The following is a 21199-nucleotide window of genomic DNA, read 5'->3' on the forward strand; positions in this document are numbered from 1 at the left end:
GTAAGGCAACAGCAATCGACCCCCTCACCAAGCCCCCAAAAGGAGACGCCTATGAAACTGCCGCACAAGGCCCATGTCGCCCTCGTCGACGGAACAACCTTCACCGTGATGCACAACACCGGAACCCCGTTCGAGCCCAAGCTCGAAGGCGCGACCAAGCCCGATCTCTCCGCCACCAATTTCAGCGCCGGGGTGCGGCATCAGGACAATGCCGGACGCGACAAGGGCACCAGCACGCAACTGGACGAACTGGCCCACGCGGCAGCTGCAGCGGAATGGATCAACGCCAAGGCGATCGCGGGCGAATTCGACGACCTGCTGATCATCGCCGATCCCAAAACGTTGGGTGAAATGCGACACCATTATCACGTCGAGCTCAAACAGCGGCTGGTCGGGGAAATCGCCAAGACGCTGACCGGCGAGACCACCGACCGGATCGAAAAGGCGATCGCCGCCGCGTGACCATGCGCCCTTGAACGCCTTTCGACCGGGGCCCGTCGATGCGTGAGCGTCGGCGGGTTCCGGCTTCGTCTGATCCCCGGTCGCTCCAGCGAAACTTGTCGTCGCAAATCAGCTTGTTGTGCGATCGATAAGCCCGTTAAGCATCTGCCAACCAAACACATGATAGGCAGGTCGCATGCGGATCAGAACATTAGCTACGACCGTTGGGGCCGCGCTGCTGGGAATGGCAGCGCCCGCCCTGGCCGAATCGGACTTGCCCGCCCTGGCCGAATCGGACTTATCGCCGCTCGAAGCGACCTTCGACGCGACCCTGGGGACGCAGGTTCGCCCGCTCCCGACCTATCAGGCGATCTATGAGACCGGGTTCGAGCGCCGAATCGCCGAACTTGCGGACGGCAGCAGCGGTCGTATCGGCGTCGCCGCGATCGACCTGACCACCGGGCAGGAAATCGCCGTGCTCGGCGATCAGCGCTTCCCGCTCGCGAGCACCAGCAAAATCGCAATCGCCGCCACGTTCCTCGAGGGCGTCGAACAGGGCCGCTGGAGCCTGAGAAGCGAGTTTCCGCTGCTGTGGGCGCGCAAATCGGCGCGCTTTTCCTCACCCGTCGCGCCGGTGGCCGAAGGCGAGCGGATGCGGGCGAGCGAACTGATCGAGATCATGATCACCCGCTCGAGCAACCCTGCGACCGATGCCTTGCTGCGCGCCGTCGGCGGCCCCAATGCGGTCAATTCCTGGATGCGGCGCAATGGCATGAGCGAGTTCAACATCGATCGCGACATCGCCACGCTGGTGCGCGACGACGGCGAATTCGACCCGGCACACCATATCGACCGGCGCGACAGCGCAACCCCGGGCGAAATGCTCGAACTGCTGACCGGACTGTACCAGGGCAAGTTCCTTTCGTCCGAGAGCCGCCGGGTCATCCTGGGGGCGATGAGCCGCACCCGCACCGGTACCCGCCGCATCCCGGCGATGATGCCCGCCAGCGTGCGGGTGAGTCACAAGACCGGGTCGCTCAACAACACCTCGAGCGATGTCGGCTTTCTCGAAATGCCCGACGGGCGCACCGTGGCGCTGGCGATCTATGTCACCGGCCAGGGTTCGCGGCCCGCGCGCGAGGCCAAAATCGCGGCGATCGCCCGGGCGATCCACGATGGCTACGATGCCCGCGCCCAGGTCTGGACCAACGCGCGATACGGCGGACAATAGATCCGACCCGGCCCTCTCGCGGGCCCTGCTAATCGACAAACGAAAAGGGCGGCACCTCGCGGTGCCGCCCTTCGTTTCAATCCGCAAAGGGGATCGAATTAGTCAACCTGAGCTTCGGTGACGGTCTCGTCCTGAAGTTCGGCTTCGGCTTCGGCAGCAGCGACGTCGGCTTCGGCGGTCACTTCTTCAGTGCCGGCTTCCATTTCGGTGCCCATGGCGTCCATGTTGGTTTCGGTGTCGGCAATGGCGCTTTCCGTGGTGACTTCGGCGCTGTCTTCGGTGGCTTCCGAGCAAGCGGCGAGGGTCAGAGCGGCGGCCGAAGCGGCGGCGACGAGAGCGATCTTACGCATAGATGAAATCCTTGATCAGAGAGTTCTGAAGCGAGCCTTTTTGGGGCATCGCGAGAGGCCCAAATGTGGCCTCACAATGTCCAAATAATGGCGAGAATGTGACGGCGCAAGCGAATTCGACTCATTCTGCCGCATTCCTGCCTTATTTCCCCCCACTCAAACCGCTCCCCAATCCCGCAAGCCGCTGCTAGACCCGGTAAATGTCAGAAAAGCAGCATCTCTATCTGGTCGACGGGTCGGCCTATATCTTCCGGGCCTACCATCGCCTTCCGCCGCTCACCGACCCGCAGGGGACCCCGGTGGGCGCGGTCTATGGCTACACCACCATGCTGTGGAAGCTGGCCGAGGATCTCGATCGCGCCGACGGGCCGACGCATCTGGCGGTGATTCTCGACAAGGACAGCAAGTCGTTCCGCAACGACATCTATCCCGCCTACAAGGCCAACCGCCCCGAACCGCCCGAGGACCTGCGCCCGCAATTCCCGCTGATCCGCGATGCCACCCGCGCGTTCAGCCTGCCCTGCATCGAGGAACAGGGGCTGGAAGCGGACGACCTCATCGCCTCCTATGCCCGCGTGGCGCAGGCACAGGGCTGGGATGTCACCATCGTTTCCTCCGACAAGGATCTGATGCAGCTGGTCGGCGAGCGCGATGGCGGCAAAATCGACATGCTCGACACGATGAAGAGCCAGCGGATCTATATCGAGGAGGTCGAAGCCAAATTCGGCGTCGCGCCCGAACTGGTCGGCGACGTGCTGGCGCTGATGGGCGATTCGGTCGACAATATTCCCGGCATCTTCGGGGTTGGCCCCAAGACCGCGAGCAAGCTGATTGCCGAGCACGGCTCGCTGACCGCCGCGCTCGATTCGGCTGACGGCATGAAGACCTCCAAGCTCAAGGAGCGGTTGATCGAGCATCGCGGCGATGCGGAGATGAGCCGGGTGCTGGTTACGCTCAAGGAGGATTGCACGCTTCCCCAGCCGCTCGACGAGTTCAAGCTCGATGGCGTCCCCTCGGAACCGCTCGCGGCATTTCTCGAAAAGCACGGCTTTACCAGCCTGCTGCGCCGCCTCGGCGCGGGCAGCGGCAGCCCCGACCGGCCCAACAATCTCGATCGCGAAAAGGCTCAGACCCTCGGCGCGCAAGGCGATGTGGAAGGCAACCGCCAGCCGCCACCCGAGATGCCGGATATCGACCGCTCGAGCTATGCGACCGTCAGCACCCGCGCGGAGCTCGACACGTGGATCGAGCGTGCCTTCGCCGCACGGACAATCGCGGTCGATACCGAGACCAGCAGCCTCGACGCGATCCAGGCCGATCTGGTCGGGGTCAGCCTCGCGCTCGGCCCCAATGATGCCTGCTACATCCCGCTTGGGCATGGCGGCAGCGATATGTTCGCCGAACGCCCCGAGCAGATCGACCGCCCCGAAGCGCTCGCCGCGCTCAAGCCGCTGCTCGAGAGCGATGCGGTGCTGAAAGTCTTCCAGAACGCCAAGTACGATCTCAACATACTGGCGAAGCACGATATTGCCGTGGCACCGATCGACGACACGATGATCGTGAGTTTCGCGCTAGATGCCGGGCGCTCGGAACAGGGCATCGGCGGCGGCCACGGCATGGACGAACTGGCGGACCGCCACCTCGGCCACAAATGCCTGACCTTCAAGGAGCTGTGCGGCACCGGCAAGAAGGCAATCCCCTTCGGCGAGGTCCCGCTCGACAAGGCGACGCAATACGCCGCCGAGGATGCCGATGTCACCTGGCGGCTGCATCGCCTGCTCAAGCCGCGGCTCGCCGAAGAAGGCGGGACAAAGGTTTACGAGCGGGTCGACCGGCCGCTGATCCCGGTGGTCGCGCGCATGGAGCGCCGCGGGATTAAGGTCGATCGCGCGCAACTGGCGCGATTGTCGGATGAATTCGCCGGTGAGACCGCACGGCTGGAGGGCGAAATCCACACAATGGCGGGGCGCGAATTCGCGGTCGGCAGCCCCAAGCAGCTGGGCGACGTGCTGTTCGAGGAGCTGGGCCATCGCGGCGGGCGCAAGGGCAAGAGCGGCCAGTATTCGACCGATCAGGCGGTGCTCGAGCGGCTCTCTGGCGAAGGCGCGCCAATCGCCGCCAAGGTGCTCGAATGGCGCCAGCTCGCCAAGCTCAAATCGACCTACACCGATGCGCTGCAGGAAGCGATCAACCCCGATACCGGCCGCGTCCACACCAGCTACAGCCTCGTCGGGGCGCAGACCGGGCGATTGTCCTCGACCGATCCGAACCTTCAGAACATTCCGATCCGCACCGCCATCGGGCGCCAGATCCGCGAAGCCTTCGTGCCCGAGGCGGGGCATGTCCTGCTGGCTGCCGACTATTCGCAGATCGAGCTGCGGCTCGCCGCGCATATGGCCGATGTCGGCGCGCTCAAGGAGGCTTTCGCCGCGGGCGAGGACATCCACAACCGCACCGCGCTCGAAATGTTCGGCAGCGTCGATCGCGAGACCCGTGCGCGCGCCAAGACGATCAATTTCGCCATCCTCTACGGCATTTCGCGCTGGGGGCTTGCCGGGCGGTTGGGGGTCGAACCCGACGAGGCGCAGGCCATGATCGACACCTATTTCCAGCGTTTCCCCGGCATCCAGCGCTACATCCTGGAGACTCTCGAACAGGTGCGCGGCTGCGGCTATTCGCAGACGCTGTTCGGACGCAAGACCTGGTTCCCGCGGATCAATTCCAAGAACCAGGCGGAACGCCAGGGCAGCGAACGCGCGGCGATCAACGCGCCGATCCAGGGCACCAGCGCCGATATCATCAAACGCGCGATGGTCCGCATGGACCCCGCGCTGGAGGAGGCCGGATTGGGCAAGGTCCGCATGCTGCTGCAGGTTCACGACGAACTCGTGTTCGAAGTGCCCGAAGGCGATGTCGAGGCGGCCTCCCCGGTGATTGAGCGGGTCATGGCGGAGGCAGCCCTGCCCGCAGTGGAACTCTCCGTACCGCTGGGGATCGACATCGGTAGCGGCATGAGCTGGGATGCCGCACATTGAAGCGCTATTTTGCCTTCGCGCGGGAGGATCGCACCTTCCGCTGGGCCAATGTCGCGCTGCTCGGAATCACCGCAGCCGCGATGTTCGGGCTGATCTTTTCGGTCTACCAGACCGTCGAAAGCGAGCGCGAGGAACGCGAGCAGGTTCGCATGACCAACGAGGTCCTCACCGACCTGCGTAGTGTCAGCCAGGCGGTGCTCAACGCCGAGACCGGGCAGCGCGGCTATCTGATCACGCTCGATCGCCGCTATCTGGAATCCTATCTCGCCGGGCGCGATCAGATCGATCCGGCGCTCAGCCGCCTCGAGGCCTCGCTGGCGGACGGAGCAACCGTGCGGCAGGAGGAATTGCTCGACCGGATCGAGACGCTGACCGCAGCCAAGTTCGCCGAGCTCGATTCCTCGGTCAGGCTGCTCGACAATGGCCGCCTGATCGATGCGCGCCGCGCGGTACTCTCGGATGAGGGGCATGAGACGATGGCGCGGTTGCGCCGCGCTATCAACGAGATGGAGCGGATCGAGCTGGAACTGCTCACGCTCGCGACCGCAGAGACCGCCCGCGCCGAAGCCCGCGTCCTGCCGCTGTTGGGCGGGCTGGTGCTGCTGCTGATCCTCGCCATGGTCTCGACCGCGCGGCTGGTGGCCCGCACCGCGCGCGCCGAGGCTGAAGCGGCGCAGGCAATGGCGCTTGGCGAGGCGCGAGACCGCGCCGACCTGCTGGCGCGCGAACTCAACCATCGGGTCAAGAACCTGTTCGCGGTGGTGCTGGCGATCGTCCAGCTGAGCGCGCGCGACAAGCCCGAGGCCAAGCCGGTGACCGATGCCATCGGCCAGCGCATCCGCGCGCTGCTGACCGCGCATGAGGTTTCGCAGGGCGAGCTCGACCGCCCGGTCGCCTCGCTGCGCGCGCTGGTCGAGACCAGCCTCGCGCCCTACCGTTCCGAACGGCTGCAGGCAGTAATCGAGGGTGAGGAGATCATGCTCCCCGCGGCGCAGATTACCCCGCTGGGGCTGGTGCTGCACGAGCTGACCACCAATGCGGTGAAATACGGCGCCTGGTCGCAGGGCGGCACGATCGAGGTGCGCTGGCAGCGCCAGGGCAGCGACGTTCAGATGATCTGGCGCGAGCGCGGCGTAACCCTGGAGAAGCAGCCCGAGCGGCGCGGCTTCGGCAGCATGCTGATGATCAGCGCCGCGCGCCAGTTCGGCGGGTCGCTCGAACGCGACTTCCACGCGGACGGGCTCGAGGTCGTTATCCTGCTCCCGTTGAAGGACTAGCGCGATGTGGCCGGTTGTCTTCGCCGGCTCCGGCAGTTAGGCGCGGCACCATGTTCGAACGCTACGATCCGCGCAATTGGGACTTCTCCTGGGAGGCCGCGATCCACACCGCGATCGCGATCGGCGTTCCGGTCCTGATCGCGCTGGTTCTCCATGCCATCCTGTTCAAGATGCTGCGGCGCGTCGCGCGCCTGTCGGCCACCTGGCTGGACGATGTCATCCTCGATACCGTGCGTCGCCCGATGCGCTGGGCGATGGTCGGCTGGGCCATATCGATCGCCGTGCACAACGATCCAGAGATCGGCGACGGGTGGGAACGGGCGATGAGCTATATCGCCCCCGCGCTGATGGGTTGGGTGCTCTTTGCGCTGATCAAGGGCGTCGCCGCCGGGCTCGAGCGCGAGGCCGCGGATGCCGAGGATCCGGTGGCGATGCGGGCGCGCCGCACGCGCATCTCGATCCTCAGTCGCACGATCGGTTTCGCGATCATCCTGATCACCATCTCGCTGATCATGCTCAACATCCCCGGGGTGCGCGACATCGGGGTGACGCTGATGGCCTCGGCCGGCCTCGCCGCACTGGCCGTCGGTGCCGCCGCGCAGCCGGCATTGAAATCGCTGATCGCCGGGCTGCAGATGGCGCTGACCCAGCCGCTGCGGCTGGGCGACATGGTCAAGGTTGATGGCGAGGTCGGACGGGTGGAGGAAATCCGGATGAGCTTCGTCACGGTGCGCAGCTGGGACGAACGCGTGCTGGTGGTCCCGACCGCGCGCTTCCTCGACGAGAGTTTCGAGAACTGGTCGCGGGTGAGCGAACGGCTGACCGGGCCGGTCTATCTGCACCTCGATCCTGCGGCCGAGGTCCAGCCGATCCGCGCCGAGTTCGAGCGCTTCGTCAAGGCGCACGAATTGTTCGACGGTCGCAATATGGCGCTGCTGATGACCGAGGCGCATCCCGAAAGCATGGAGCTGCGGCTGGCGGTGAGTGCTGCCAGCATCGGCGATCTGTGGAACCTGCGCTGCGCAACCCGCGAGCACATGGTCTCGTGGTTGCAGACGCATATGCCCGATGCGCTGATCCGTCACCGGCTCGAAGTCCAGGCGGCGAACGAGCGTACCCAAGGCTAGGCGACGGCACGCGGGTTAGAGGGCCCGCGGGACCCTGGCCCCGCGCGGCGCCCGGTCACTCGTGCTTGGCGTCGCGGGTCGAGGCCACCATGCCTTCGTGGATGAAGCCGATTGGAAGCACTTCGGCGGCGCGCTTCTTGAGCTCGCCGCGCATTTTCGCGTATTCCTGCTCCATCTGCTGCGTGACCGTGGCGCGCGAATCGCCAAGCGCTTCCTCGAAATCGATGGCCGACACCTCGCTCACATCATTGCCAACGCGGCGCAGCGCGTTGAGCCCGGCGCGGCGCACGACATCCTCCAGATCCGCCCCGGTGAAACGGTTGGTCTTGCTCGCGATCTTCGCCAGCTCGACATCGTCCGCCATCGGCATGTCGCGGGTGTGGATCTTGAGGATATGCTCGCGGCCTTCCTTGTCGGGGGTGCCGACATAGACCAGCTCGTCGAAGCGGCCCGGTCGCAGCAGCGCCGGATCGACCAGCATCGGGCGATTGGTCGCGCCGATCACTACCACCGACTGCAATTCCTCCAGCCCGTCCATCTCCGACAGGATGGTGTTGACCACCCGCCCGGTGACCTGCGGTTCGTTGCCGCCACTGCCGCGCGCGGGCACCAGGCTGTCGATCTCGTCGATGAAGATGACGCAGGGTGCGACCGCGCGGGCGCGGCGGAACATGCGCGCGATCTGCTGTTCGCTCTCGCCATACCATTTGGACAGCAGGTCGCTCGATTTCATCGAGATGAAATTGGCCTCGGCCTCCTTTGCGACCGCCTTGGCGAGCAACGTCTTGCCGGTTCCGGGCGGACCGTAGAGCAGGAAGCCCTTGGCCGGACGGATTCCGAGACGATGGAACGCCGCGGGATTCTTCATCGGCAGCTCGATGCCTTCCTTGAGCTTGTCGACCGCTTCGGAGACCCCGCCGATGTCGCTCCATTCGACATTGGGCACCTGCACCATCACCTCGCGCATTGCGCTTGGCTGGACGCGTTTGAGCGCCGAGATGAAGTCCTCGCGGCTGACATAGAGATCGTCGAGCACTTCGGGCGGCACCGTGCGCTCGTCGAGATCGAGCCGGGGCATGATTCGGCGCACCGCATCGATCGCCGCTTCGCGCGCCAGCGCGGCGATATCGGCGCCGACGAAGCCGTGCGTGGTCCGCGCCAGCTCCATCAGATCGACCTTGTCGCCCAGCGGCATGCCGCGCGTGTGGATGCCGATGATCTCGCGGCGGCCGTTCTCATCGGGGACCCCGATCACGATCTCGCGGTCGAAGCGGCCCGGGCGCCGCAGCGCCTCGTCGATCGCATCGGGACGGTTGGTCGCGGCGATCACCACCACATTGGTCCGCGCCTCGAGCCCGTCCATCAGTGTGAGCAATTGGGCAACGAGGCGCTTCTCCGCCTCGCCGGGCACGCGGTCGCGCTTGGGGGCGATCGAATCGATCTCGTCGATGAAGATGATGGCAGGGGCGTTGCGGCTCGCCTCCTCGAACACCTCGCGCAGCCGCTTCTCGCTCTCGCCATAGCCCGACCCCATGATTTCGGGGCCGTTGATGATCGAGAAATAGGCGTCGCTCTCGTTGGCGACGGCCTGAGCCAGCCTAGTCTTGCCGGTCCCGGGCGGGCCGTGGAGCAACACGCCCTTGGGCGGGTCGACCCCCAGCCGGGTGAACAGTTCGGGATAGCGCAGCGGCAGTTCGACCATCTCGCGCAATTGCTTGATGGTGTCCTCCATCCCGCCGACATCGTCGTAATTGACCGTGGCGCGGCCTCCCGCGGGCTCCTCGAACTCGGCGCGCAGCTCGACCTCGGTGTTCTCGTCGATATGGACGATGCCCTTGGGCGCGGTCGAGACCACGGTGAGGCGAATCTGGGTGAGCGCATAGGCGGGCGCGTTGAACATCCGGCGCACTTCGGGCGGCATGTTCTGGACTGGCTGCTGCCCGGTGGTGGCGACCAGATCGCCCGCGACCAGCGGCTTCTGGAAGAAATTGCGCTTGAGCGCCTGGGTCGGTCCCTGCAGCCGCATTTCGCGGCTGGCGGGCGCGAAGACCACCCGGGTGGCGGGGCGCGATTCAGCGACCGCGATATGAACGTGTTCGCCCGAGCCGACCTCGGCATTGCCGCGCTGAAGCCCGTCGAGCCGGACGACGTCGAGCGCCTGGTCCTCATCATAGGCAGGCATGGCGAGCGCGGCGGTGACCCGCTTGCCGGTGATCTGGACAACATCGCCCTCGGTGATGCCGAGCGCCTGGAAGGCGGTCCGCGGGAGCCGGGCGATGCCCTGCCCGCTTTCCTCCTGCCGCGCCGCCGCGACCTGGAGCCGGACGGTCTTCTCGTCGATCGCTGCTTGCGCGTCTGCCATGCCCGGTCTCGTTCCTTTGTCGTGTATCGAGGAAGCGCAGATTGGGTGCGGCTTCAACAGATGCAACCGAGGGCGAGGCCGTTGGGGTCCGAAAAACGCGCTGCGCCGGGGGAGCGCCGTCCGGATTGCGGACAGAAAAAAGCCCGGCTGGATAAACCGGCCGGGCTTGGAAGTCTTGGGAGAGGATGCCTAAAAGGCAGGGAGACATATGCGGTTGCAGCATTTATTGTGCAAGTGCGAAAAGAACATGGATAGTTGCATGAAGCGCAATCAAGCATTGCAAATGGCGCTGCACTGGCGCTTTTGATGGACCCCCGTGACAGGGCCCGCGCCCCTCGCTAAGCGACAGCGCCATGAACAAGCTCTATCCCGATGCCGCCGCCGCCCTCGACGGGTTGCTCAAGGACGACATGCTGATTGCCAGCGGAGGCTTCGGCCTGTGCGGCGTTCCCGAACGCCTGCTCGACGCGATTCGGGACAGCGGGGTCCAGAAATTGACCTTCGCCAGCAACAACGCCGGGATCGACAACGAGGGCATCGGCAAGCTGCTGCGGACGCGGCAGGTGAAGAAGATGATTTCTTCCTATGTCGGCGAGAACAAGGAGTTCGAGCGCCAGTTCCTCGCCGGCGAGCTCGAGGTCGAATTCTGCCCGCAGGGCACGCTGGCCGAGCGGATGCGCGCCGGCGGCGCGGGGATCCCCGGCTTCTACACCAAGACCGGCGTCGGCACCCAGGTCGCCGAGGGCAAGGAGGTCAAATCCTTTTCGGGAGAGGACTACATCCTCGAGCACGGCATCTTCGCCGATCTTGCGATCGTCAAGGCGTGGAAGGCCGACGAGACCGGCAATGTCGTGTTCCGCAAGACCGCGCGCAATTTCAACTCGCCTGCGGCGACCTGCGGCAAGGTCTGCGTGGTCGAGGTCGAGGAGATCGTCCCGGCGGGCAGCCTCGATCCCGACTGCATCCACCTGCCCGGCGTCTATATCAACCGCATGATCGTCGGCGCACCCTACGACAAGAAAATCGAGTTCCGCACCGTGCGGGAGCGCGCCGGGGCGTGACCCGACGGCGGCGCCTGCTTGCGCTCGGCGCGCTGGGATCCGCCGTTTCGCTATCGGGCTGCGTGGCGGCGGTGATCCCGCTGGCGGCAGGTGCGCTGATGGCGACATCGACGAAGATCGACGGGAACGGGGGCCGGGACGTCGGCCGGGACGGGAACGGGGACGTCGCTCGGGTGGCCACCGCCGAAAACCCGCGGCAAGCGTCGTTCGACGAAGCCTTCGAACCCGAGACCGCAACTGAATTCGTCGCGGGACCGCTGCCGGGTCCCGCAGACAGCGCACCGCTCGCCGGCGACCCGGGCGAGAGCGCCCGTGCGCAATTGTCGGCGATCCGCGACGCCGCGGCGACGCGTATGTCCGGGGGAGCGACCTTCAGGCCCGGTCCGCTTCCCGCACCCTCCGCCGGCAGCGATTCGGTGGTCGAAGGCTTTCTCGCCCACGCGCTCGACCAGACGCAGCGCAATCCCACCCTCACCCCGCGCCAGAGCGCGCTGCTCGCCGAACCGGGCGAGCTGAGGCCCGAGCGGATGGATTGCGGCAACCGGGCGCCCGCGGTGATCGTCGATCTCGACCCCGGCAAGGACAGCTTCGATCCCCTCGCCCCGGTGGCCGGCAATCCGCGTCTTGCCGAGGCGCTGGCTGAGCTCCGCGAGCGCGAAGTGACCGTGTTCTGGACCTCGCATCTTGGCGAAGGCTTCGAAGACAGCGTGCGCGGCGTGCTGGCCGAGACCGGGCTCGACCCGCAGGGACTGGACCGGCTGGTGCTGCTGCGCTCGCTCGACCAGCGCAAGCACACAAGGCGCACAGAAATCGCGCAGACGCATTGCGTCGTCGCCATGATGGGCGACGAGCGTGCCGATTTCGACGAATTGTTTCACTACCTAAGGCGGCCCGACACGGCGCTGCGGCTCGACGCGATGCTGGGCAGCGGCTGGTTCCTCGCCGATCCGCTGCCCGCGCAGATTATTGGAGACGAATGATGGCAGACGAACCTGCGGGCTGGGACCGCAACCAGATGGCCGCACGGGCGGCGCAGGAGCTTGAGGACGGCTATTACGTCAATCTGGGCATCGGCATCCCGACGCTGGTGGCGAACCATATCCCCGAGGGCATGCATGTCACGCTGCAGAGCGAGAACGGCATGCTCGGCATCGGCCCCTTCCCCTATGAGGGTGAGGAGGATGCCGATCTGATCAACGCGGGCAAGCAGACCATCAGCGAACTGCCGCATTCGGCCTATTTCGACAGCGCCGCCAGCTTCGCGATGATCCGCGGCGGGCATATCGACCTGACCGTGCTGGGCGCGATGGAAGTGGCCGAGAACGGCGACATCGCCAACTGGATGATCCCCGGCAAGATGATCAAGGGCATGGGCGGCGCGATGGATCTGGTCGCGGGCGTCAAGAAGATCATCGTGGTGATGGATCACACTGCCAAGGATGGCAGCCCCAAGTTCATCCCCGAATGCACGCTGCCGCTGACCGGGACCAATGTGGTCGACATGGTGGTCACCAATCTCGCGGTGTTCCGCCGCCCGGACCATTCCAGCGCGTTCAAGCTGGTCGAACTGGCGCCCGGCGTCAGCGCCGAAGAGGTCGCCGCCAAGACCACCGCCCGATACGAGAGCTGACCGCGCGATTGTGAAGCGGGGCTTGCGCCCCGTTGCCAGTGGGGGCTTGCGCCACATGGCCCGCGGGGGGCTTGCGCCCCGTGACCCGCACCATCACTGTGCCTCCTCTGGAGAGAGGATCACACATATGGCGATGAACAGGGTCTGCGAACTGACCGGTGCGGAGTTTCCGCTGTTCGCCTTCTCGCATTGCCGCGACGTCGTCGCGGCGGTGAGCAGGGCGGGCGGTTTCGGGGTGCTGGGGGCGACGCGCTTCACCCCCGAACAGCTGGAGGAGGAGCTCGCCTGGATCGACGCCCATGTCGATGGTGCGCCCTATGGCGTCGATGTGCTGGTCCCCGAGGTGATTGATGCAAGCGTAGCGGCGCTGTCCGACAACCGGATGCGCGCGGCGGCGATCGACCCTGCCTATCAGGGATTCACCAACGAAATCCTTGCCCGCTACGGGATCGCGCCAGAGCCCGAGATGCCGATCCTGAAAGAGCGGATGGGGATCACTCCCGAAAACGGGCTGGCGCTGATGGAGGTGGCCTTCCGCCATCCGATCCGGCTGATCGCCAACGCACTGGGGATCGCCCCGCCCGCGATGATCGCGCGCGGCAAGGAGCTGGGCGTGCCGGTAGCGGCGCTGGTCGGCGCGAAGGAGCATGCGATCCGCCAGGCCGAGGCCGGGGTCGATATCATCGTCGCGCAGGGCACCGAGGCCGGCGGGCATTGCGGCGAGGTCACCACGCTGGTGCTGATCCCCGAGGTCGTCCGCGCGCTGCCTGCGGCCGGCCACGAAATCCCGGTGCTGGCCGCAGGCGGGATCATGACCGGCGGGCAGATGGCCGGAATGATGGCGGCAGGCGCGCAAGGGGCATGGACCGGCTCGATCTGGCTGGCGACGCCCGAGGCGGAAACCAGCGAGACCTTCCGCGCGCGGATGGTGGCGGCGCGCAGCCGCGACACGATCCGTTCGCGCAGCCGCACCGGCAAGCCCGCGCGCCAGCTGCGCACTCCGTGGCACGAGGCATGGGACGATGCCGGTGGACCGGGCACCCTGCCGATGCCCTTGATGGGGATGGTCTCCGAACCCGCCTTCGCGCGGATCGAGCGCGCCGCCGCTGCGGGCAATGGCGAGGCGCGCGAGCTGGTGAGCTATTTCGTCGGCCAGGGCGTCGGGCTGGTCGAACAGGTCCGCTCGAGCCGCCAGGTGGTGCAGGATTTCCGCGAGGAATTCCTCGAGGCGGTCACCGGTCTGGCGGCAAGCGTCGGGATCGAGTGACTTGACCGGGCGGCGGCGCTGCCCCAGCAGCGCCACCCATGTGGCTCGACGAACCCCGCAATCCCAACGCCCCTCTCGCCGGGCTCAAGGTCCTCGAACTGGCACGCGTGCTCGCCGGGCCGTGGACCGGGCAGATCCTCGCCGATCTGGGCGCGGATGTGATCAAGGTCGAAAGTCCCGAGGGCGATTCGACCCGCCAGTGGGGCCCGCCCTGGGTCGAACACGACGGCGAGCGCACCGCCGCCTATTACCACGCCTGCAACCGCGGCAAGCGCGGGATCGTCTCCGATTTCCGTAATGCCAACGACCTCGCGCGGCTCAAGGCCTTGGCCGGTGATGCCGATGTCGTGATCGAGAATTTCAAACCCGGTACGCTGGTCAAGTTCGGGCTGGATTACGAGGCGCTGTCAGAGGCGAACCCGGCGCTCGTCTATTGCTCGATCACCGGCTTCGGACAGGACGGCCCGCGCCGCGACGAACCGGGCTATGATTTCGTGGTCCAGGGGATGAGCGGCTTCATGGCGCTAACCGGCGAGCCCGAGGGCGCACCGATGAAGATGGGAATATCGGTCAGCGACCTGTCTTGCGGGGTCTGGGCGGCCAATGCGGTGCAGGCGGCGCTGCTGATGCGCCACCGCACCGGCAAGGGCCAGTGGATCGACATGGCGCTGATGGATTGTTCGGTCGCGCTGCTCGCCAACCAGGCGCTGAGCCATTTCGCCACCGGCGAGAACCCGGAACGGATGGGCAATTCGCACGCGCAGGTCGGGCCTTACGGCGTCTATCCGGTCGCCGACGGGCATGTGATCCTGGCCCCGGCGAACGACGGGCTGTTCCACAAATTGATGACATTGCTCGACTGCGGCGAGCTTGCGCAGGACCCGCGCTTTGCCACCAATGGCGGGCGGATCGAACACCGCGCCCCGCTCGAGGCTGCGATCGCCGAGGCGACCCGCCGCTGGAGCATGGCCGGTCTGCTCGCCGCCTGCCGCGAGGCGGGGGTGCCGGCAGGGCCGATCAACGATCTCGATGCAGTGTTCGCCGACCCGCAGGTTCAGGCGCGGGGAATGAAGATCGAGCTCGGCGGCATGCCCGGGGTGCGCAGCCCGTTCAACTTCTCCGCTGCGGAACTCGCGCTCGATCGCCCCAGCCCGCGCCACGGCGAGCACCAGTCGGACTGACCGGCCCCGCCGTGGTGGGATAGCCGCCTCAGGCCTTAACTGCAGCCTTCAGCGCATCGACCAGATCGGTCCGCTCCCACGGGAACAGATCGCCCTCGGGGGTGCGCCCGAAATGGCCATAGGCGGCGCTCGGGCGATAGATCGGCTTGTTGAGCCCGAGATGCGTGCGGATCCCGCGCGGGGTCAGCCCGCCCAGCGTCTCGAGCGAGCGGATCGCGTCCTCGAGCGCGGTCTCGTCCACCGTGCCCGTCCCATGCGTGTCGACATAGAGCGACAGCGGCTGCGACACGCCGATGGCGTAGGAGAGCTGGATCGTGCAGCGCGTCGCCAGCCCGGCGGCGACGATGTTCTTGGCCAGATAGCGGGTGATATAGGCGGCGGAGCGATCGACCTTGGTCGGATCCTTGCCGCTGAACGCGCCGCCGCCATGCGGCGCCGCGCCGCCGTAGGTGTCGACGATGATCTTGCGCCCCGTCAGCCCGGCGTCGCCATCGGGACCGCCGATCTCGAAGGCACCTGTGGGGTTGATGTGCCAGACGGTCTCGTCGCTCAGCCAGCCTGCGGGCAGGATCTCGCCCACCACGCGCTTCACATAGGCCTTGAGCTCGGCTTCCTTGTCGCCCTCGTGATAGCCTGGGGCGTGCTGGGTCGAGACCACCACCGCGGTGCAGGCGACCGGCTTGCCGTCGCGATAGCGCAGCGTCAGCTGGCTCTTGGAATCGGGCTCGAGAAAAGCGGCTTCCCCGCTCTTGCGATCGCGCGCGAGGCGGTGGAGGATCTTGTGGCTGTAATCGAGCGGCGCCGGCATCAGGTCCGGAGTCTCGTCGCAGGCGAAGCCGAACATGATCCCCTGATCGCCCGCGCCCTCGTCCTTGTTGCCATTGGCATCGACGCCCTGCGCGATCTCGCTCGACTGCCCGTGAAGGCGGTTCTCCAGCACCAGCGTTTCCCAGTGGAACCCGTCCTGGACATAGCCGATCTCGCGCACCGTCGCGCGCACCGCCTGTTCGATCTCTTCCCTGGCGCCTTCGACCCATTCACCGTTCTCGAACACGCCGCGGCAGCGAATTTCGCCCGCCAGCACCACCCGCTGGGTCGTGGTCAGCGTTTCGCACGCGATCCGCGCTTCGGAATCTTTCGACAGGAGCAGATCGACGATGGCGTCGGAAATCTGGTCGGAAACCTTATCGGGATGGCCTTCCGAGACGCTCTCGGAGGTAAAGAGATATTCGCTGCGCATGCAATTCTCGATATAAGGAAAGCTTTATGTCTGGCCCTCTACCTAGCCTCGCCGCCGCCGCGTCGCAACCAGCCAGATCAGGAAAAAGCCCAGCGCCCACAAACCGGTCAGCCAGTGACCGGCGCGGGCGAACAAGGTCGGTGATTTGGCCAGCGGGACCTGCCCGTCGATCCGGTCGGCGCGGTTCATGCCGATATGGCTGCGAACCACCCCATTGGCGTCGATCACCGCGCTGACCCCGGTGGTGGTGGAGCGCAGCACCGGCAGGCCCTCCTCGATCGCACGCATCCGCGCCTGCGCGAGATGCTGCGGCGGGCCCCACAAGCCGAACCAGCCGTCGTTCGAGGGGTTGAAGATATAATCGGGCCGGTTGGCGGGATCGACGGTCTCGCCCGAGAACACGATCTCGTAGCAGATCTGCATCCCCGCCTCGCCCCATGGACCCAGATCGAGGGTCAGCGGACCCGGCCCGGGAATGAAGTCGAGCGCGCCGGCCACCAGCCGCGTGAGGCCCAGCGGTTCGAGCAGCCCGCGCAACGGCAGATATTCGCCGCCGGGCACCAGATGCGCCTTGGCGTAGCTGCCGACGATCGCGCCTTCGTCGCCGATCGCGGTGATGGAATTGTAGGCGCCCAGCGCTCGCAGATAGCCGTTTTCGTCCTCGTCGATCTCGAGATCGACCGCGCCGGTCAGCAGCAGCGAATCCTGTCCGATCGCTCCTGCGATCCGGAGGCGCGCCAACAGCGGATCGCCACCCGCGGTCATGCGGTCGTAATAGCGTTGCGGATAGCCGGGCTCGAGATAGTCGGGCACCGCGCTTTCGGGCCACAGCACCAGCCGCTGCTCGAATTCGCGCGCGGGGCGGCTCAACCGGGCGAGCCGCTGAAACTGCTCCTCGAACTTGGTGCCGTCGTTCATCTCGGCCTGCCGCAGATCGGGCTGGACCAAGGTGAGCGCCAGCGGACCGGGGCGCGCGGCGGGCTGCGGGAGGTACATCGCGAGCGCGGCGGCCAGCGCGGCCCCGCCCAGCGGCAGCCATTTACGCGCCTTCGCGAGCCACAGCGCCAGCCCGGCGAGCAGGATGACCAGCGCCGACAGCGCATAGGTTCCGGTGTAGGGCAGGAGCAGGGCGATGCCGGGCCGGTCGTAGGGTCCGACCAGCATCAGCGACAGCGGGCCCCAGGCATAGCCCGAGAAAACCCAGCTTCTCAGCCATTCCGCGACGATCCAGGTGGCGGCCAGCAACAGCGTGACAGGAAGGGTGGCAGGCTTGCGGATCAGCGCGCGAGCGACACCCGCAGCGAGCGCGGGATAGATCGCGAGATAGAGCGAGAGCAGCGGTACCGCCACCCAGCCCATCGCCGCGGGCATTTCCGCCTGATGGGTGAAGGCGGTGGCGATCCAATTGTTGGTAAGCGTGAAATGCGCAACGCCGAACAACCAGCCGCGCATCGCAGCTTCGCGCCAGCCGTTTGCTCCGAGCAACAGCCAGAGCAATCCCGCAACACCGGCGATCCCGACCGGCCACAGCCCGACCGGCGGATAGCCCAGAGCCGCGATGGCACCGCACAGCAGCGCCACCCAGCGCGGGTGCTCGTTCGTGATGCGGACAATCCGCTCCATCGCCGTGACGGTCGCGCGAGAGGCCGCAGCGGGCGGGCTTAGCCCGCCACGCTCAGCTTGGTGCTGCTGCCGTCGGTCGCCGTTTTGCGGCGGCGACGCGGCGCGGGCTTGGCTTCGGACGCAGCATCGTCATCCGCCGAAAAGGACGGGGGAAGCGCCGCAGCGTCGATCTCGCCGCCTTGCTCGACTTTACTGGCCTCAGCTTTGCTGGCCTCGCTCTTGCTGGACGCGCCCTTTCTGGCCGCACCGTCGCCGGCAGCAGCGCTGGCAGCTTCGGGCTTGCGGCGACGCGCGACACGCTTCTTGGAGCGCTCGGCCTGCTCTTCCTTGTCGTTGTCGTCGCGGGTGAAGGGATTGTCGTCCGCTTCGTAGCGGTCGCCCTCATCACGAGCGTCGTCATTGCGATCGCTGTCGCCGCGATCATTGTCGTTGTTGCGTTCGTTGCGTTCGTTGCGTTCGTTGCGATCCTGGCCTGAGCGTGGCGAACCATCTTGCTCGTCGCGGCCCGCCTCGTCGCGACGTCCGCGTGGGCGACGGGGGCTGGCGTTGCCGGCGTTGCTGCCGGCGGTGTTCCGGCGGCGGCTGTCGTTCTCGCCGTCGGAATCATCGCTGTCATTGTCGCTGTCGTCCGACTGGCTGCGCTCGTCGGGGCGCTTGCCGCGCGCCTCGTCCATGCGGGCCTTGTTGTCGGCGATGACGCGGAAATAATGATCGGCGAACTGGAGATAATACTCCGCCTGCACCCGATCGTCATTGTGCTGGGCGTCCTGCGCCAGCTTCTTGTACTTGTCGAGCATCTGCGGCGCGTTGCCCCGCGCGCGACTGTCGATCCGATTGGCCTGGTTGCCACCGCCGCCGCCCTGGCCGCGGTTGGGACTGTTGTTGTTGCGACCGCGGCGCCGATTGTTGTTATTGTTGCGGTTGTTATTGTGATTGTTGTTCAAGGGTATCCGTCCTCAATTGTGGCGCGGCGCGAACCCCCGGGTTCGCCTATGGCCGCATGCCCCCTTGCGCACTTGCTTACGAGCAAGCCGCTTGCTCCCTTCTCATGCATGGTATGCGGGGCCTGAACCTCGCACCAGAACTGCAATTTAGGAGCTTGAACCACCGGGACGGACATGCCGCGCTCCAGAGGTCTGGTTAGAGGGGTAAGGGGTACGGGCGCCTTTGCCAAGCCTTTTATGTCAACAACAGGGCGCGGGGTCGACCCGCGAGGTCATGATGGAGCGCGGCGGCAAAACCGGCGGCCGAAGCGAGGCTCCCGACATCATCTGCCTGGCCCGCCCCGATTTCGAGAATTGCAAGTGCGCCATCGGCCATGAGCCCGCGCAGTGCGGGGATCAGGATGCGGTAATCGTCGAGCCCTTCAGCCCCTGCGAACAGCGCCTGTGCCGGTTCGTGGTCGCGAACCGATGGGGCAAGCTCGGCATCGGTTTCGACATAGGGCGGATTGCACAACACCAGATCGAACCGCCCCAACCCCTCGGCCCAGTCGGGCTGCCGCCAGTCAACGTGGCGCAAGGTCACCCTGTCGCCCATGCCCAGTTGGGCGGCGTTGTCCCCCGCCACGGCCAGTGCCGGTTCGCTCGCATCCAGCGCGACGCCTTCGGCCTCGGGCCACAGCGACAGTGCGGCGAGCAGCAGCGCGCCGCTCCCGGTGCCCAGGTCGAGGATCCGCGCAGGGTGCGGGCGGGCGGCGAACCATGCCCGCGCTGCCTCGATCAGCGTCTCGCTGTCGCCGCGCGGGATCAGCGTATCGGGGGTGACACTGAGATCGAGCCCGTAGAATTCCTGCCGCCCGAGGATATGCGCCACCGGCTCGTGGCGCGCGCGGCGCTCGATCAACGCCGCGAAACCCGCCGGTTCGGCATCGCGCATATGCCGCACCAGCAGGTCGGAACGGGTGGCACCGAGCGCCTGCGCCATCAGCAGTTCGGCATCGAGCCTGGCGGTGTCGGAGGTTGCCGCCAGCCGCTCCGCCGCGCTGCGGATCGCCGCACCGACGCTGGTTGCAGCGGGGCTCGCATCTGCGCTCACTCGCTCATCGCCGCCAGCCGCTTGGCCTCGTCCTCGCCGATCAGCGCCTCGATCAATTCGCCAAGCCCCGGCCCGGCCAGGATCTCGGGCAGCTTGTGCAGCGTCAGCCCGATGCGGTGATCGGTGACGCGGCCTTGCGGGAAATTATAGGTGCGGATGCGTTCGGAGCGATCGCCGCTGCCGACCATCGCCTTGCGCGCCTCGGCTTCGGCACCCTGCGTCGCCTCGCGCTGCGCCTCGTAGAGCCGCGCGCGCAAGACCTGGAGCGCCTTTTCCTTGTTCTTGTGCTGGCTGCGCCCGTCCTGGCAGGTGACGACGGTGCCGGTGGGAAGATGCGTGATCCGGATCGCGCTGTCGGTGGTGTTGACGTGCTGCCCGCCTGCACCGCTGGCGCGATAGGTATCGATCTTGAGGTCCTTGTCCTCGATCTGGACATCGACCTCGTCGGCCTGGGGCAGAACCGCGACCGTGGCCGCCGAGGTGTGGATGCGCCCGCCGCTTTCGGTCTCGGGGACGCGCTGGACGCGGTGGACCCCGCTTTCGAACTTGAGCTTGGCGAACACCCCGGTCCCCGCGACATTGGCGACGATTTCCTTGAACCCGCCGACCTCGCTTGCGCTCATGCTGACCGGTTCGACCTTCCAGCCGTTCTCGGCCGCATAGCGCTCGTACATCCGGAACAGATCGCCCGCGAACAGCGCCGCCTCGTCGCCGCCGGTGCCGGCGCGGATTTCGAGCATGGCGGGTTTGGCATCGGCGGAATCGCGCGGAAGCATCGCCAGCGCCAGCTCGCGCTCGGCCTCGGGCAGGCGGGTGCGGATCGCCTCGAGTTCTTCCTCGGCCATGGCCTTCATCTCGGGATCGCCGAGCATGGCCTGCAGCCCGGCGATCTCGTCGCGCGCGGCGCGCACTTCCGCCGCGATCCGGGCGACCGGCTCGAGTTCGGCATAGTCTCGGCTGGCCTGGACGAAGGCCTCGCCGTCAAGCGTTCCCGACGACAGCCGCGCCTCGATCTCGGCGAGGCGGCGACCGATCTGGTCGAGCCGTTCGGCGGGGATGCTCATGCGCGAGCGGCCCGATCAGGGTGACACAGGGTGACGGCGGTGTCACCCGCGTCCAACAGTGGTGAACTCTTGTAAAACAGTAACATAAGCGGGATTTTCATGGGTGAGGGTGACATATCGGGGGTAAGGGGTTGGGGCTGAAGGGGGCCTTTGCCAACGAGCGAGGGACCGGAGTGGCTGCGGGCCCGGCATGCCAAACCCGCCGCGTGTAGGAAAGGTCTTTCGCCGTGGCGCCGCCGGAGGGCGAGGCCGCAGATTCGCTTTTGCCCCCTT

Annotated in this window: 17 protein-coding genes; 10 read left to right on the plus strand and 7 right to left on the minus strand. The window is 66.6% G+C overall.

Translation table 11 applies throughout. The features are described from left to right. Nucleotides 1–51: 51 nt before the first annotated feature. Both A9995_RS04110 and A9995_RS04115 read left to right on the plus strand, forming a co-directional pair. The gene (locus A9995_RS04110; RefSeq protein WP_067609643.1) at nucleotides 52–462 is read left to right on the plus strand and encodes a host attachment protein; all 411 of its coding nucleotides are present in this window, start codon (nucleotides 52–54) and stop codon (nucleotides 460–462) included. A 223-nt stretch (nucleotides 463–685) separates the two neighbouring features. Further along, entirely contained in the window at nucleotides 686–1672 is a 987-nt protein-coding gene (locus A9995_RS04115; protein WP_233998077.1) for a serine hydrolase, read from the plus strand. Between the two features lie 98 nt (nucleotides 1673–1770). On the opposite strand, the gene A9995_RS04120 is transcribed toward A9995_RS04115, so the two are convergent. After that, nucleotides 1771–2022: a hypothetical protein gene (locus A9995_RS04120; protein WP_067609647.1), complete on the minus strand. Its 252-nt coding sequence runs from the start codon at nucleotides 2020–2022 to the stop codon at nucleotides 1771–1773. 200 nt (nucleotides 2023–2222) lie between these two features. On the opposite strand from A9995_RS04120, the gene polA reads away from it, so the two are divergent. The 3 genes from polA to A9995_RS04135 are packed head-to-tail and all read left to right on the plus strand — an operon-like array spanning nucleotide 2223 to nucleotide 7461. Further along, complete coding sequence (gene polA / locus A9995_RS04125; protein ID WP_067609649.1) at nucleotides 2223–5057, plus strand: DNA polymerase I; 2835 nt, start codon at nucleotides 2223–2225, stop codon at nucleotides 5055–5057. Continuing rightward, nucleotides 5054–6334: a CHASE3 domain-containing protein gene (locus A9995_RS04130; protein ID WP_067609651.1), complete on the plus strand. Its 1281-nt coding sequence runs from the start codon at nucleotides 5054–5056 to the stop codon at nucleotides 6332–6334. The genes polA and A9995_RS04130 overlap by 4 nt, the downstream gene beginning before the upstream one ends. A 50-nt stretch (nucleotides 6335–6384) precedes the next feature. Continuing rightward, nucleotides 6385–7461: a mechanosensitive ion channel family protein gene (locus A9995_RS04135; RefSeq protein WP_067609653.1), complete on the plus strand. Its 1077-nt coding sequence runs from the start codon at nucleotides 6385–6387 to the stop codon at nucleotides 7459–7461. Nucleotides 7462–7516: 55 nt separating this feature from the next. Here the strand turns inward: A9995_RS04135 and A9995_RS04140 are convergent, their stop codons facing one another. Next, entirely contained in the window at nucleotides 7517–9823 is a 2307-nt protein-coding gene (locus A9995_RS04140; RefSeq protein ID WP_067609655.1) for a CDC48 family AAA ATPase, read from the minus strand. A 353-nt stretch (nucleotides 9824–10176) separates the two neighbouring features. Here A9995_RS04140 and A9995_RS04145 point away from each other — a divergent pair, with 353 nt between their 5' ends. From A9995_RS04145 to A9995_RS04165, 5 genes are all read left to right on the plus strand, one after another. After that, complete coding sequence (locus A9995_RS04145; protein WP_067609657.1) at nucleotides 10177–10884, plus strand: CoA transferase subunit A; 708 nt, start codon at nucleotides 10177–10179, stop codon at nucleotides 10882–10884. After that, entirely contained in the window at nucleotides 10881–11864 is a 984-nt protein-coding gene (locus A9995_RS04150) for a hypothetical protein (RefSeq protein WP_067609659.1), read from the plus strand. The genes A9995_RS04145 and A9995_RS04150 overlap by 4 nt, the downstream gene beginning before the upstream one ends. Beyond that, entirely contained in the window at nucleotides 11864–12514 is a 651-nt protein-coding gene (locus A9995_RS04155) for a CoA transferase subunit B (RefSeq protein WP_067609662.1), read from the plus strand. Before A9995_RS04150 ends, A9995_RS04155 begins: the two co-directional genes overlap by 1 nt. 127 nt (nucleotides 12515–12641) lie before the next feature. Next, nucleotides 12642–13781, plus strand: coding sequence for a nitronate monooxygenase family protein (locus A9995_RS04160; protein ID WP_233998078.1), 1140 nt, complete (start codon nucleotides 12642–12644; stop codon nucleotides 13779–13781). A 38-nt stretch (nucleotides 13782–13819) separates the two neighbouring features. Further along, a complete protein-coding gene (locus A9995_RS04165; protein ID WP_067609665.1) occupies nucleotides 13820–14962 on the plus strand; it encodes a CaiB/BaiF CoA-transferase family protein in 1143 nt (380 codons plus the stop codon). 28 nt (nucleotides 14963–14990) lie between these two features. On the opposite strand, the gene metK is transcribed toward A9995_RS04165, so the two are convergent. The 5 genes from metK to prfA all read right to left on the minus strand — a co-directional run bounded on the left by metK (nucleotide 14991) and on the right by prfA (nucleotide 20926). Continuing rightward, nucleotides 14991–16202, minus strand: a complete 1212-nt coding sequence (metK, locus tag A9995_RS04170; protein ID WP_067609667.1) for a methionine adenosyltransferase — start codon at nucleotides 16200–16202, stop codon at nucleotides 14991–14993. Between the two features lie 42 nt (nucleotides 16203–16244). After that, nucleotides 16245–17825: an apolipoprotein N-acyltransferase gene (gene lnt, locus A9995_RS04175; RefSeq protein WP_199797211.1), complete on the minus strand. Its 1581-nt coding sequence runs from the start codon at nucleotides 17823–17825 to the stop codon at nucleotides 16245–16247. A gap of 38 nt (nucleotides 17826–17863) precedes the next feature. Next, nucleotides 17864–18769 (minus strand): DUF4167 domain-containing protein, encoded by a 906-nt coding sequence (locus A9995_RS04180; RefSeq protein ID WP_067609669.1) that lies wholly within the window; start codon nucleotides 18767–18769, stop codon nucleotides 17864–17866. A gap of 235 nt (nucleotides 18770–19004) precedes the next feature. After that, nucleotides 19005–19862, minus strand: a complete 858-nt coding sequence (gene prmC, locus A9995_RS04185) for a peptide chain release factor N(5)-glutamine methyltransferase (RefSeq protein WP_067609671.1) — start codon at nucleotides 19860–19862, stop codon at nucleotides 19005–19007. Beyond that, a complete protein-coding gene (gene prfA, locus A9995_RS04190) occupies nucleotides 19859–20926 on the minus strand; it encodes a peptide chain release factor 1 (RefSeq protein ID WP_067609673.1) in 1068 nt (355 codons plus the stop codon). Before prfA ends, prmC begins: the two co-directional genes overlap by 4 nt. Nucleotides 20927–21199: the final 273 nt, after the last annotated feature.

It is taken from the genome of Erythrobacter sp. QSSC1-22B, from assembly GCF_001678665.1.
In the GTDB taxonomy this organism is placed as follows: Bacteria; Pseudomonadota; Alphaproteobacteria; order Sphingomonadales; family Sphingomonadaceae; genus Qipengyuania.

Coding starts and splice junctions, on each gene's coding strand:
- A9995_RS04110 (WP_067609643.1), top strand. CDS start 52: ATGAAACTGCCGCACAAGGCCCATGTCGCCCTCGTCGACGGAACAACC.
- A9995_RS04115 (WP_233998077.1), top strand. CDS start 686: ATGGCAGCGCCCGCCCTGGCCGAATCGGACTTGCCCGCCCTGGCCGAA.
- A9995_RS04120 (WP_067609647.1), bottom strand. CDS start 2,022: ATGCGTAAGATCGCTCTCGTCGCCGCCGCTTCGGCCGCCGCTCTGACC.
- polA (WP_067609649.1), top strand. CDS start 2,223: ATGTCAGAAAAGCAGCATCTCTATCTGGTCGACGGGTCGGCCTATATC.
- A9995_RS04135 (WP_067609653.1), top strand. CDS start 6,385: ATGTTCGAACGCTACGATCCGCGCAATTGGGACTTCTCCTGGGAGGCC.
- A9995_RS04140 (WP_067609655.1), bottom strand. CDS start 9,823: ATGGCAGACGCGCAAGCAGCGATCGACGAGAAGACCGTCCGGCTCCAG.
- A9995_RS04145 (WP_067609657.1), top strand. CDS start 10,177: ATGAACAAGCTCTATCCCGATGCCGCCGCCGCCCTCGACGGGTTGCTC.
- A9995_RS04155 (WP_067609662.1), top strand. CDS start 11,864: ATGGCAGACGAACCTGCGGGCTGGGACCGCAACCAGATGGCCGCACGG.
- A9995_RS04160 (WP_233998078.1), top strand. CDS start 12,642: ATGGCGATGAACAGGGTCTGCGAACTGACCGGTGCGGAGTTTCCGCTG.
- A9995_RS04165 (WP_067609665.1), top strand. CDS start 13,820: ATGTGGCTCGACGAACCCCGCAATCCCAACGCCCCTCTCGCCGGGCTC.
- metK (WP_067609667.1), bottom strand. CDS start 16,202: ATGCGCAGCGAATATCTCTTTACCTCCGAGAGCGTCTCGGAAGGCCAT.
- lnt (WP_199797211.1), bottom strand. CDS start 17,825: ATGGAGCGGATTGTCCGCATCACGAACGAGCACCCGCGCTGGGTGGCG.
- prfA (WP_067609673.1), bottom strand. CDS start 20,926: ATGAGCATCCCCGCCGAACGGCTCGACCAGATCGGTCGCCGCCTCGCC.